This is a genomic window from Catenulispora pinisilvae (assembly GCF_015356865.1).
Lineage (GTDB): Bacteria > Actinomycetota > Actinomycetes > Streptomycetales > Catenulisporaceae > Catenulispora > Catenulispora pinisilvae.
The window spans coordinates 1-14,721 of the sequence record NZ_JAAFZA010000246.1 but is presented as its reverse complement, the minus strand read 5'-3'; the positions used below and the strand labels follow the sequence as shown (position 1 = coordinate 14,721).

Below are 14,721 nucleotides of genomic sequence, written 5' to 3'. Positions count from 1 at the left end.
CCACCGCGGGCCGCGGTCCCACCGGCTCCGCGCACCGCCCGACCGGCGGCTCCATCAGCAAGGCCCTGCGCCACCCGCCCGGCAGCACCCACAAAGGTCCCGGCGACCACCCGGCCGGCAGACCCGACCAGCATGACTTCTTCGACACCCACTCCTTCGACACCGTCGAGGAGCACAAAGGCGACACCGCGTTCCTCGCCCACTCCCTGACCTCCATGAACGACGACAAGTGGGCGTCCTACCGGCAGTGGCCCGGCTACTCGGAACTGATCCACAAGGCGAACGCCGTCACCGCGCAGACCAACGACCGCGCGCACCGAGCCGCCGTCTACGACCTGCACTCCACCCTCGAGAGTTTCACCGACTCGCTCCCGCTGTCCCACCAGCAGCGATTCGAGCACGCACCGATCTACCACGCCACCTGGCAGGCCCACGCCACGGTGACGGCCACGGATGTGCGGTTCAACCGGGACACCTCCGGGTTGTTCAAGGTGCACGTCGGCCGCGACTTCCCCACCACGGCGTTCCGCGACCACTTCGCCGAACAGGTCCTCCACGATTTCACCGAGGGCAACGAGGACGCGATGTGGATCCGCAGCCCGCACCACACGCAGGACACCAAGATGAAGGACATTTTCTGGGCCATGGCCAAGGCCCCTGACAAGCGGTACTTCACCATCGCCCTGCACGGCTCACCAGGCGTCGTCCACGTCGGCAATTTCAAGCTGTCGGTCAAGGAGATGGCCGCCCTCATCAACGCCAACAGGCACTGGGCGCAGAACAAGCGGCCGATCCTCCTGAGTTCCTGTTACACCGGCATGCACCCGAAGGGCTTCGCCCACGAGCTATCCAAGGAACTGGGCGTCGACGTCATAGCACCGGACGACCTGGCCTGGGGCACCGCCATGGGCCGCATCCACGTCTCGGAGAAGATGTACCAGTACGACGAGAACGGCGTGCCACAGCCCCCCAAGCGGAAGAACCCGGGCACCGGCACAATGCAGCGGTTCTCCCCGGACGGGACCAGCAAGCTGGAACTGGAGCCGAACGAGTCGCTGAGCCACCCGGCCGCCCTGACGCTGCTCACCCGCAACCTGCCGCACACCGAGCACGAGATAAGAACCTGGCCCGAGCCGGCACGACAACCGCTGCGCACCCTGGCCAACGCCCTGCACACCGACGACACGCTGTACGACCGCCCGCAGATCAGCCAGCACATGGACCAGCTACGGGCCAACCTGTCCCACCTCCTGGACGACCCGAACAACAACACCCTGCACACCCTGATCACCCACGTCCCGAACCACAACACCGGTCTCGTCGAGGCCCTGCACCAGTACTCACGCACCCGTCAAGAACAGGGCTCCACCCATCAGGGTTCCCATGCCGGCCCGAGCACCGAGACGCACCCGGACGACGAAGTGGCGTTCGACCACGACGACCCGCCCGGCGCGCTCCTGGACGAGCACCGGATCGACGCCGCGAACCTCACCACCGCCCTGGTCACCATGGCCGCGCCGGGATTCTCGGTGTTCCACTACACGCCCGGCTACTCGGCCCTGGTGGACAAGGCCAGGGCCGTGTCCGCGCAGACCGACGCCCGCGGACACGTGGCCGCGCTCTACGACCTGCACGACACCATCGAGAAGTTCACCGACTCGCTGCCGCCCCGACACCAGCATGGGTTCGAGCACACCGAGCTCGCCAGGACCGCCATCGGGGCCTACCACCGGGCGGCCACCGTGGAAGCGCGGCTGCGGCGGAACACCGCCGGGTACAAGGCGCACATCGGGCGCGACTTCGTCGACGCCGCCGCCCGTACCGCGTGGGTCCACCGGATCGGCCGGCACCTCACGGAGAGCACACCGGACCTGCTGTGGGTTCGCAGCCCGCACCACTGGCACGACCTCAAGAACGAAGAGTTCATCAAAGCCCTGTCCGCGGCCCCGCGGTACTTCACCGTCGCCCTGCACGGATCGCCCGGCATCGTGCACATCGGCGACCACAACCTGTCGGTCAAGGATCTGGCCGCCCTCATCGGCGACAACGAGCACTGGTCCCAGAACCCGCGGCCGATCCGCCTGCACTCCTGCTACACCGGCATGCTCCCCGACGGCTACGCCCACGCGCTGTCCAAGGAGCTGGGCGTGGACGTCATAGCGCCGTCCGACATTTCGTGGGCCGACCGCTTGGGCAACCTCTACGTCTCGGAGAACCTGTACGACTACGACGACCAGGGCGCGCCGCGGATGCTCGCGGACTCGAGCAAGGACCCCGAGACCGGCGTGCTGCGGCGGTTCTCCCCGGACGGGACCAGCACGCTGGAACTCGCGCCGAACCAGCAGCTCGGGCACACCGCCGCGCTGACAATGATCAGCCGGGCCGTGCCGCTCACCGCGGACGAGATCCGAACCTTCCCCGAGCCGGTGCGGGAGACGTTGCACGCGCTGGCGAGCGCCGTGCGGGCCGAGGACACGCTCTTCGACCGCGCGCGCATCGACCAGCATCTGGACCTGGTGCGGGACGAGTTGTCCTACCAGCTCGACGACAGCACCGTCAGGGCCCTGCTCACGCACGTCCCGTACCAGCACGGCGATCTCCGTGAGGCCCTGTACCACTTCTCGAACGCGCAACAGCCTCGCAGCTGGGCACCCCACGACGCGCAGGCCGTATCGTTCGACGCCTTCGACTCCCACGGCGACCACCCGGACACCGGCCACACCGATCTGTCCGGCACCCGTCAGCCCGAGCCCACGCCGCACCACCCCGGGGCATCCGCCGGACCCACCTCGCGAGCGCTACCGCCGGAAACCCTGAAGGCGTTCAACGAACACGGCGCCGACAGCCTGCGGCTGTTCGACCGTCTCGGCGGGCTCGCGGACCACCTGCCGGCGGATCACTTCCGCGACCTGATCACGGAGGCCGGCGAGGCCACCGAGTATCAGCAGCGCTACAAGATCCTGCGCCAGCTCCACTCCACCATCACCGGCCTACAGCCCGACGGCCTGCGCGCTCGCGTCCAAAGCTCCCTTTTCCACCGCCACCTGTCCGACCTGATGCGCGAGCACGGCGACGACCCCTACCTCGACGAGGTCAACCGACACGACCAGCCGCTGTTCCAAGACCCCGGCGAGGCCACCGAGTTCATCAGGGACCACGTCGTCAAGCGCCCCGACGGCACCGGCGTCTGGATCCGCGACGAGCAGTCCGAGCGCGACCTGCGGCTGCGCGAATCGAGTGCCTCGCTGCCGGCGGATCCGGGCTGGTTCACGATCGACATGCACGGCTCGGGGCTGCGGGTCTTCGTCGGCAAGGTGGGTCTACACGAGAGCGATCTGCACAACCTGCTCCAGCACATCCCGGAGTGGAAGGACGGCCCCCGCCCGATCCGGCTGGCCTCCTGCGACGGCGGCGAGTTCGACGACGGCATCGCCCAGCGGCTGGCCGATCTGATCGGGTACCCCGTCAAGGCGCCGAACACCAGCGTGTGGGCGACCCACGGCAACCAGCTCTACGCCACCGCCCTGAGCTACGCCCCCGACGGCGGGGAAAGGGTGCGAGAGCGGGTCGACGGCGCCATGCGGGTCTTCCCGCCGCGCACGCCGAACCCGGACGGCAGCCTGCACAGCGAGGTCCGTCTCGACACCGACTACGAATTTCTCGGCCGCAACCCCGCGCTGACCGTTCTGAGCCGGGCCATCGCCGGCTCCTTCGGCGACGCCCTCGCCGGATCCGACCCGCACCTGCGCGGCATCGTGAACAACTGGCGGCACCTGATGCGCCAAACCCACGGGACGAGCACCGAGGCGGCCGAGCTGTCCGAGACCGCCCGCAACGCCCTGGACAGGGTGCTGACCCCGGACACCGTCCAATGGATGTTCCGGCACACCCGGCCCGGCACCGAGGTGAATCAGGCCCTGCACATACTCTCCGGCTCCCGCAGACGCACCGAGCACGGCGGGAAGGATCCCCAGCCGGACAGCGGGAGGACCCGGGCGACGGCGACGAAGGGCGCCGGCAAAGCCGGGCCCACGCCGCGGCACAGTGGCGCCGGCGGGCACACGATCAGTCTCAGCGCCACCGAAGACCACCGGCGCAATGTCGATGCCATCACCGCCGCCCTGAGCCACGTGGAGCCCATCGTCAAGAAGGCGCCCGGCTTCCAAGACGTGGCGGACAAGGCCCGTGCGGTGGCCGCGCAGACCGACGGCCGCGGGCACGTGGACGCCGTCTACGACCTGGCCGCCGGCCTTGAGAAGTTCACCGGCTCACTGCTGCCCAGATGGCGCCGGACGTTCGAGCGCACGGAGCTCTACTCGGCCGCCGACAAGGCACTCGCGAGCGTGGCCGAAGTCGAGCTGCCGCTGCGCCGGCACACCGCCGGATTCAGAGTCCGCGTCGGGCACGACTTCGCCGACGACACGGCCCGCGCCACGTGGCTCACCCGTTTCGAGGACTACACGCAAAGCAGTGCCGACGCGCTGTGGATCAGAGACCTGGATCGGCCGGTAGACACCGCGCTGCGGCAGCTTTTCGAGAAACTGGCCGCCAGCCAGGGTTCCAAGGAGTTCTCGGTCCTCCTGCACGGCACACCCCATGCGGTGAAGGTCGGCGGCCACTACATGTCGGTGAAGGATCTGGCAGCGGTCATCCGCGACGACCAGAACTGGGGCGGGCGGCCGATCCGGATGCACTCGTGCCTCACCGGCATGGACGATCACGGCTTCGCCCACGAGCTGTCGAAGGAACTGGGCGTGGACGTCATCGCGCCGAACGACGTCGAGGGCTTCAACTTCAAGGGCGAAACGTACGTCACAGAGAAACTGTACGAGTACGACGACAAGGGCATACCGAAGCCGCCCCGGGGCAAGACGCCTTGGACGGGCGCCCTTCGCAGGTTCTCGCCGGACGGCAGTGTCCGACTGGAGTTGGAACCAGGCCAGCGGTTGCGCGTCCCGCCCGCGACGACGCTGCTGATGCGCACCCTGCCGCTCACCGAGACGCAGATCAAGGCCTGGCCCGAGCCCGCCCACGGGCCGCTGCGCGCACTGGCCCGGGTCCTGGCCGTCGATGACACCCTGTTCGGACCGGTCGAGGTCTCCCGGCACCTGGACGAGACGCGCAAGGAGCTGTCGAAGCTCCTGACCGATAACGTCGTCAGGACGCTCAGCACTCACGTGCCCGGCGAATACGGCGACCTCCGCGAAGCCCTGCACCACTATTCGCTCGCCCGCCCTTGGTGGGCTCAATTGCTGGCCGGCCCTTGGTGGGGTTCGTCGGCGAAGCCCGGGCACACCATTTCGGCACACGAGCAACCGGCTTCCACTGTCCAGCCCGCCGCGCAACATCTCGCTCCGCAGCGCCCCGCCCCGCAACATCTCGCCCCTCAGCACCCCGCCGCGCAGCACTTCGCCGCGCCAGTCGGCGACACCCACGTCTGGGACGCGACGAAGCCCCAACGCATCGAAGCGTTCGCCGATCACCGGCAAGCCGCCTCGTTCCTCGCGCGTTTCGGAGTCGGCCACGGCCGCACCCTGCACCTGCGCGACAACGCCGATCCCGACGCCGCAGCCCACGAGACCGGCGCGCGCGACCTGCTCCCGGACCCCGACGGCCGGCTGACGATCGCCGCCCACGGCGAATCCGACCAAGTGCGCGTCGGCGGCTACCAGCTGGGTGTCAAAGCCCTGGCCCAGCTGATCCGCGAGCACCCGGACTGGCCGGCGATCCAGAAGGCCGGCGTACGTGCGGTCGTCTGCGATCTCGGCAAGACGCCCGAAGGCGGCCGCGCCTACGCGAAGGATCTCGCCGTCGAACTCGGCAGCCACGTCGCGGCGCCCGACCGCAAGGTCTGGACCTCGGCCGACGGCGTGCCACTGGTCGCCGATCCGGATCCGCGGCGCCCGTATCTGCCGTCGCTGTCCGCCACCGGCCTCTTCCACGACTTCGCCCCGGACGCCCCGACACACCCACCCACCGCGGACCACATCGGCCCGGCCCATATCGATCCAACCCGCATCGATCCGACCCGCATCGACCCGGCCCGCTGGCAAGACCACGTCCTGCAATGGGCACCGGCCTACACCGCGGCGCCCCGAGACGACCACGGCGGCCTCGTGGACCCGCTGGTCCCCTGGCACAACCGCGGCGACTCGGGGATCCACGCGCTGGGCGACCTCGCCGTCGTCTCCGCCGACCGGCCGCCGGACGCACACGCCCAAGCCACGGCGGTGGTCACCGCGCTGAAAGCCGCGACCCTCAGCGACCGGCCCGGGGGCCAGAAGCCTGAGACCCTGGACAGCCACCTCTCCGCCCGCCTGGCCCACGACCTCGACCACGAGATCGACACCGCCCTGGACGCCACCGACGCCGAGACCTGGCAGACCCTCCTGCGCTCGGGCCTGACCCTCGGCGACGGCGACACCGCGCTGCGCGCGCGGTTCCGCCTGACCGGCGACACCGAGGCCCCGCCGGCCTACGACCGCGACCCGGTGCTCAGCGAATTCCTGTCCAAGTACGGCGACATCGCCTTCGTCCGCACGGCGACGCGGGAGATCAGCCGCGGGCTGGGGTTCCTGGCCGAGGGCATGAAGAAGGTCGGCTCCGCGCTGTTGGTGGTCGCCGTCAAACCCGGGGTGACCACCACCCGGGGCACCGGGCACAGCGTGGCCGACGAGGTCCAACTGGGCAGCCGGGCCACCAACAACGCCCGGGTCGGCGTCGCGCACGGGCTCCGGATCGAGGTCGACGCCCACCTGCGCGACGGCCGCACCGCCACCGTCTCGCACGCCGTGACCGGCAAGACCGTCACGGCCACCTACCCGGCCGCCTACGGCCGGGGCACGCCGACCGGCACCACGGTCATCGCGGTCCGCGACCCCCGGGCGATCGAGCGCTTCGACTACACGCTCGGCGCGGTGGACACCAAGCCGGTCGAGGACGCGTTCCTCAAGACCCTGATCGGCGACGGCCGGGTCGCGCCCAAGCGGGCCGCGGCGGTCGTCGAGGCGGCCACCGAGGGGTTCCTGGACGAGAAGTCGGTGCGCGACCGCGGCCAGGCCCTGTTCACCGGATCCCTGCCGACGAACTTCGTGCGGCTCAAGGGCTTCTCCGGCTACACCGGTCTGGCGGCGTCCATCGTGTCCCTGGAACGGGTGGACATCAGCTCCGAGGGCGGCATCCGCAACGACATCGCCGAGACCGTGACCGTCGAGCACAGCACCCGCCACGGTCAGCAGGCCCAGCTGCGGGTCGGCGCCGAATACTCACTCACCGACGGCATCACCGCCGCCGCCAACATCGACGGCAAGCTCGGCTCCGGGCACGCCACGTCCTCACAGGTGCAGGGCCAGGCCAAGACGGCGGTCACGCACGGCGGCGACAAGGTCCGCTACAAGGCCGTGCTGCGGATCGACGGCCGGATCGAGGCCGATCGGCGCGTCCACGCCGGCCTGGACCACCTCGGCCTGACCGATCCGGTGCTGCCGTTCCACGCCGACGTGACCGGCGAGATCATGGTGCCCGAGCATCAGGCCGCCGCGTTCGAGCGCGCGGTGCGGGACCCGGCGGCGGCGCCGCCGGTTCCGGCGCGCGCCGCCCTGGACGCCGCCGGAGCCCGCCGCGCCGCGACCCGGATCGGGCCTGGCACCCGGCCCCCGGGGTTGAGCACCGGCTTCGCGAGCGCCCACCCCAAGACGTATCAGCGGATGCTGAGATTCGCTGCGGCCCACGGCCCAGGCCCTTCGCCGGTTCCCCGGCATGGCCTGCCCGACAGCCAGAACCACACCACCCCGGCGCGGATCAAGCCGTCGGCGGCCGCCGCACCGCCGGCCGTCGAGGGCATCCACAGCGTCGGCGATCTGGCGCGGCGAGCGACCGAGGGCCCGGGTGCGCCCAAGGACATCGCGGTCGTCGCACCGCCGCGGCCCGGCGCCGGACTGAAGGCCGCCGTCCAAAACCTGGGCGCCACCGAAGGGCTGCACACCACGGCCCTGGACGCCGAACACGACCTACTCGGCCGCTCTGACCTGCCGGCCGAGGGCTACGTCGTCAACCTGGGCGGACACGTGGTCTGGGGCTGGCGCGACGCCGGAGGGCACCGGTGGGGCGACACGGACGCGACCCGGCACGACGCCCTGGTCGATCTGGCGCGCCAGGCCGGGAAGACCGGGCTGCAACTGGTGGTGCCGCGCGGCAGCCGCTTCGAGGCCGAGCTGCGGGCCGCCGTCGACGACGTCCGGCCGGCGGCGTGGCCCGGGGATGCCGCGGCACGCCAGGAACGGCTCCAGCTCCAGAACCGGTTGAGCCCGGCCCGCGAGGACGGCGGCGCCGGCCTGGACCGCCTCAGCGCCGCCGACCTGACACGGCTGCTGGTCACCGACCGTTCGGTGCGCATCGTCGACGAGCACGGCATCGCCTCGCCCGCCCTCAACGCCCGCGAGCGGGTGCGGGAGACGGTGACCCGGGACGCGACCGGCGCGGTCACCGCCCGCACCGTCGGCATCGCCGGCGACAAGCCCGTGGACATCTCGCTGCGCCTCGGCGAAGAGCGCGCGATCGGCCAGGACGGCAGGGTGCTGCGTTCGGTCCGCTGGAAGCCCGACGGCACCGTCGCCGGCCACACGCGGCGCGCCGTGAACGAGTCCGATCCCCGCGCCGAGACACCGGAACTGGTCTCGGGGACCGGTCTGGGCAGCGCGGCGCTCAAAGAACTGCCCGGCGGCGAGCAGGTCCACGCCACGGTGCGCTCGATCGTGAACGACCTGTCCACCGATCTGCGGGGCCGGCGATCGGGCCGGTCCGACGACGATCCGAAGACCACCGCCCGGCGCGACCGCACCGCGGCCCGGCTGCGGTTCCGGCTCGACAAGCAGTTGCAGTTGGCCTTCGGCACGCCGAAACAGCGGGGATCGCGCAGCCGCGGCCTGGACACCGGCATCCAGGAGGAGTTCCACTTCCGGGGGCGCACCTATCGGGTCTCGGTCGACCAGGTGCTGCTGGACCGCCGCAGCGGGCCGGCCACGCCGAGCGAGCCGGACGTCGCGATCGACCACCAGGTCAAGGGCACCCGGGGCGGCTCCAGCACGGTGACCCGGTCCTGGGAGCTGGGCGTCGACGGCGGCGGCGGGGTCCGCGTCGAGCTGCCGCACGGCGCCGCGCTGGACCTCGGCGACTTCGTCGTCGGCGTCGCCGGCGGGAAGGAGCACGTCCAGTCCGGCGCCACCGCGTCCAAGGGCTACAGCCGCCTGCGGGCGACCAACGGTGAGGCGTTCCGGCCCGAGTACGGGACCCGGTATCAGGTCACTGTCACCGAGAAGGCCCGCTACCTGAGCGGATTCACCCGCCGGCGCACGGTGAGCCGGATCATCGACGGCGAAGGGGTGACGGTCCCGGCGATCGTGCACTCGGCGTTCCGGCCCGATGAGGCCACCGCGGGCCAGGCCGCCTTCGTGCGGGCGAACCGCGACGTGGCCGCCACGATCGGCCGGACCAGTGTCCTGAGCGAGGCCGAGCACCAGGATCTGCGGCAGCACCCCGACCGCATCGATTTCAGCCAGTCCGGGACCGACGGTCTGCACGTCACCTTCGCGGGCCTGGACGCCACGGTGCGGCACGCCTCGAAACTGGTCGTCGACCGGGCGCGGGCGGCGAACCCGCAGATCTCCGCCGCCGCCTGGCGGCACCCCGGCTACGTCACGGAGGTCGAGCGGACCGTCGCCGAGGGATTCCTGCGCTCCAACCTGCCGCGGCTGCTGAGCGGGCCGGGCATACCGATCCCGCTGCCCAAGGAGCACCACTGGGGCCCGGGGCTCCCCAACGCCGAGAGCTCGTTCACGCTGCGCGGGTTCTTCGTCGGCGCCGACCCGGCAGCCGGACACGACGGACCCGGCGCCTCGGTGGAGAGCTACAGCGAATACGACCTGAAGCAGACCGACGCCGACACCGGACACCTCGGCCTGCGGGGCGAGGGCCGGATCGGCCCGGTCTACAAGCCCCTGACCGGAGATCAAACCCACGACAGCGAATCCGCGGCCGGACCGTCCGGCGATTCGCTGTTCTCGCCGCCGTCCGGCGCCACCTCGGCCGGCGGGGCGAAGCGCGGGGTCGCGAACAAGTTCACCGCCTCGCTCGGCGCCGAGGTCGGCGGAACGCTTTACAGCAAAACGGAATCCAGGACGAAGGGGAGCATCGACATCTCACTGCTCACCGAGAACGTCGGGCAGCAGTTCCGGCGCGCGCACCTGGTCCTGGAGGTCGCCGCGGACCGCCAACCAGTGGACGCCGGCCTGATCAACGGCTTCTTCGGCCGCCGACTCCGGCCCAGCCACTACGACGCGACTCCGAGCACCGCTCACCTGCTGGTCGAGAACACGGCCGAGCTCTCGATGAGCCGCACCCTGGCCGACGACATCGCCGACCCGACGCGTCTGGCACCGTTGCCGAAGGCGGAGCAGACCCGCTCCATCGCGCACCACGACGCCGCTTTCGCGGCCGGCTACGCGACGCACTTCGACGACACGTCCGCGGTCTTCTCCGCGAGCGGACCGAAGCATCCCGACGGACCCGAACAGCTGCCGGCCGGCATCGGCATCACCGGGGCGATCAAGCACGGCCTGCAAAGCACCGGCCTGGTGGGGCCGGAGCACCTGACCGACGCCTCCGACATCTGGCGCGCGGTCACCGCCAAGTTCGATCCCGAGGAACTCAAGGCCCACCCGCACGACCTGCTGAATGTCGGCCTGACCCACCGCATCGAGATCCCGGGCCCGCTGGGCAGCACCCGCCGGCTGACGGTCCGGGCCGTCGCCGAGCACGACGACAGCGACCACATCCGGGAGCGCGACAAGGGCGTGGTGACCCTCGGCGGGCAGTCACTGAAGCAGGACGCGCACCTTGAGCACCAGGGGCTGCACGCGTCCGTCTTCGCGGAAGTGGGCGGGCAGTTCACCCCGAACGGCCAGGCCGGCGGGACCCCGGGCGCCAGGGTGGAGCGGATGACCACCCTGGAGAAGACCACGGGCACTCAGGCCGTCGTCCGGGACATCCGGCGGGCTGCCGCGGTCGCGGCCGAGAGCGACGAGTTCGAGCACCGGTTCCGGCTGCGGATCGAGATCCACGACGACACCGAACTGCCCGAGCCGATGGCCCGGATCCCGCACCCGGGCACGTCCGCCGCCGGCCCGACACCGCTGGTGACGCTCACCACCGGGCCGGACGCGGCCGGCGCCCGGACCCACGTCACGATGCGCAACGTCGTGCCGCGCCACCTCACCGAGCCGCGCCAGAGCGGCGATCCGCTGCCGCCACGGCCCGAGCCGGGGCCGGCGCCCACCGTCAGGGCCTCGACGGCCGCCGACCGGACCGGACCGAACATGCTCGAACACGAACTCGGCGGGAAGCTCCAGGCGCTGAGCTTCCCCGACCTCGAACACGTCGCGGCCTGGGCCCCGGCGGCGACGCTGAGCCGGCACGGCAGCGCTCCGTACCTGGCCGGGACGGCTCGCGGCGCCAACGGCACGCCGACCCCGCCGCACCTGGGCCGCTTCGCCCCGACCAGCGACCCGGGCAGCCGGCTGACCGAGTCGCTGACCAACCGCAACGTCCGCGACAACACCCGGGACCTGTTCCAGGGGTCCTTCGAGCTGCCCTCCGGCACGCTCGGCGTCCGGGTCGGCGTGATCCGGCCGATCGGCGGGCCGAGCAGCTACAGCGGCCTGACCTTCACCGAGCGCGCGGACGAGCCGATGTTCAAGGAGGCCGGCGGCACCGAATGGTCCGCCGACCTCAGCCTCGGCGGCAGCACCGACGACGGCGCCGGGCTCCCGGACCGAGGGCCCTCGACGCACTCCGGCGTGGAGATGGAGGCGACGACCGGGGACTACGTCGAGTACAACCGGCAGTACAGCGGAGACTCCTATCCATACGGCGGCCGGGCGACCTATGTCGTCGCCGGATCACGGGACCACTCGCTCATCATCGAGTCCGGCAAGGACTTCACCGGGCTGCTGCCCGCGGACTGGGCCAGGAAGGCCGCGCAGGACTATCCCTCGCAGGTCGTGCACCCCGATGCCAAGCCCCTGCCGGACGACTCACAGGCACGCGCCGCCGCACTGACGAAGATCGCCGGAGCCACCAGCTCCGATCCGGTCACCGAACCGCTGCGGCTGGTGGCCGACCTGAACGGGACGACCGGCGCGGACGACTTCCTGCGAGCGGCGCGCGGACTCGCCGTCGACACCGGCCGGCCGGTGGACGTGGCACTGGTGCACTACCGGGGCGCGGTGCCCGACCATCTGGAGCACCACGTCTTCGAGCCGGCGACGACGGAACACGCGGACGCGCAGCGCGACGTCACCGACCACCAGCAGCTGGCGCCGGACGCGACGGCTCGGCGCGACGGGCTCGCCACGGCGCAGGACGACCTGACAGCCGCCTCCAGCCGGGAACAGCCCGCGATGCAGGCGGAACGGGACGCTCAGCAGGCGCTGGCGGAACATCGGAACACCGATCCACGGACCGTCGGCCAGCTGCGCGCGGATCTCGACGCGGCCCACCAGGCGCACGACGCCGCACGCGCGGCCGTCGACGAGGTCGGCCCCGCTGCCTCCCCGGCCCAGATCCGTGCCGAGCACGAGGCCGCCGGCGCGGCGGACCAGCTTCGCAATACCCTGCGAGACCGGGAGAGGTTGATCCAGCAGGCGTGGCAGCGTGGCCAGGTCGCCACCGGGGCGCGGGGACGGATCGGCGCCGCACAGGACCGGGTCGACCTGGCTCGCCGGGCCGTCGACGAGGTGGACCGGGCAGCGGCCCGGACCGCGGCGAGCCATCCGGTCTCAACAGCGGCGGCGCGGGACGCGGGCACCGCGCAGACCGCCGAGGCCGAACACCGCGGCGACCTCACCGGCGCCGCGACGGCATCGGCGGCGGTGAAGACCGCGTTGCAGTACTCGCCGTCCGGCTTCGCGCTGCCCGAGGACAACACGCAATTGGCCGCCGCGCACAGCCTGACGCCGCTGCCCGAGACGGTGATCCTGGCCGTGGGAAGCCGCCCGGACGCCGCGGGTGGCTACACGCTGCGAGGCCGGCCGATGACCCGGCAGGAGCTGGCCGGGGCGCTCATCGATGGGCTGGCCGCCTCCGCTACTCCGCTGCCCAGGCGCCTGGTGATCCACGGTGCTGACAGCAGCGAGCTGGCGCGGGAGGTGAGCGCTGAGAATGCTCGGCGGGTGACGGCTAACGCCGCTGCGGCATCGGCGGCCCACGGCACTGCGGCATCGGCGGCCGACGGCGCGGCACCGGAAGCGGTGGCCGCTGCCGCTGCCGCGCTGCCGACGGCGATCCACGTCATCGGCTCGCACGGAACCGCCGCGGAGCTCTCCTCGGGTTCCTCCTGGACCGGCGCGATCACGGCGTTCGCAGACCGGTTCCTGCCCGACCGCGCCGGGTGGGTCGGCTATCGCGACGGCGTCCCGGTGCCCAACCCGGGCAGTCACTGGTACACCGATCTCGGCGCGCTGATCGCCGCCCTGGACGCGCCGTCGCGCCTGCCCCTGCTGACGAGGATGGGAATCGGAAAATGACCTCGACCGACGCCACTGCCGTCCCGACGATGGGCGAGGCTTGCCACAGTATGCTGCTCCGCCTGGCCGGGCGGGTCCCCGACGAACTGCTGACCCTGAGCCGGGGCTGGCTCGCGGCGCGCGAGCCGGAGAGCATGGCCCAAGCGATCGTGGCGTATTGCGTGTCGCAGCAGCAGAGCATGCCGGCCGAGGATGCAGAGCTACTGCGGTGGATCCTGGAGGCGGCCGGGTTCGACCCGGTGATCGTCGATCGGATCGAGACGACGGACCCCGCGATCGGCACGCCGGTGAAGCACGTGTTCGCCCCCGCTTCTCCAGAGGTGATCCGACGCCGCGGCCACGAGTTCGGCCCCTGTCTGGATCTCACGTCCGATTCCGATCCGGACGCCGATCTCGCTGATCTCGCCGACGGCCTGGACCGCGCCGGCATCGACGCGGTAACCGGGCTCACCGGCGCCGTCGCACTGTGGCGGGCCTGGCGGTCCCCGGCCGACGGCGCGCCCTGGCCCACACCGTGCCGGGTGTTCCTGCTGGCCGTGGCCGCCACGAGCGAGCCGTGGCAGGCGGCGGCCACACTCCAGGACCGGCTGGCCGAGCTCGGCGAGCCGCACCCTCAGGTGGAGGCCTTCACAGCGGACGAGCCCCTGCCCGGGTATCAAAAGGCCGCACGCGCCGCCTCCGCACTGCTGTGGACCCGCACCCGCTCCGAGCCGATGCGCCTGGCCCCGGTCTACGACGAAGCCCCCGACGGCACTCCCACCCTGGCCGCGAACCGCCCGCGCCTGGCCGACCCGGAGCGCGCCGCCGTCGCCGACTCACTGGCCGCCGGAACCCTCGTCCTGTCCACCACCGCACGCCTGGACGACCTGCTGCGCCCGGAGCATCGCGGCCGGGTCCCGATGAGCTTCCGCACCGACGGGGTGTGGGTGTGGAGCGACGCGATCGGCTACTACCTGCGTGAGCACGGCGTCGCGCCGGTGGCGGAGTTCCTCGACCATCTCCGGTCCGGCCGGACGCCGGACCCGGACGCCGTCGCGGTGTTCCGGGCGACGGCGGCGCTTACCCGGCCACTGCCCGAGCCGGTGCCAGAGCCGCGACCCGGGCCCGAAGCAGAGCCCGAGCCCTGTCTCTTATACACAGC

Annotated in this window: 3 protein-coding genes; 2 read left to right on the top strand and 1 reads right to left on the bottom strand. The window is 71.7% G+C overall.

What is annotated here, in order from left to right; genetic code table 11:
* Nucleotides 1-203: hypothetical protein (locus IZR01_RS51600; RefSeq protein ID WP_228561152.1), on the bottom strand; the 203-nt coding region annotated here is incomplete at its 3' end.
* A gap of 12 nt (nt 204-215) precedes the next feature.
* Between IZR01_RS51600 and IZR01_RS40720 the strand changes: the two genes are divergently transcribed.
* Both IZR01_RS40720 and IZR01_RS40715 read left to right on the top strand, forming a co-directional pair.
* Entirely contained in the window at nt 216-13,580 is a 13,365-nt protein-coding gene (locus IZR01_RS40720; protein ID WP_228561151.1) for a DUF8616 domain-containing protein, read from the top strand.
* On the top strand, nt 13,577-14,721 hold a 1,145-nt coding region (locus tag IZR01_RS40715), incomplete at its 3' end, for a hypothetical protein (protein WP_194926964.1). The genes IZR01_RS40720 and IZR01_RS40715, both read left to right, overlap by 4 nt.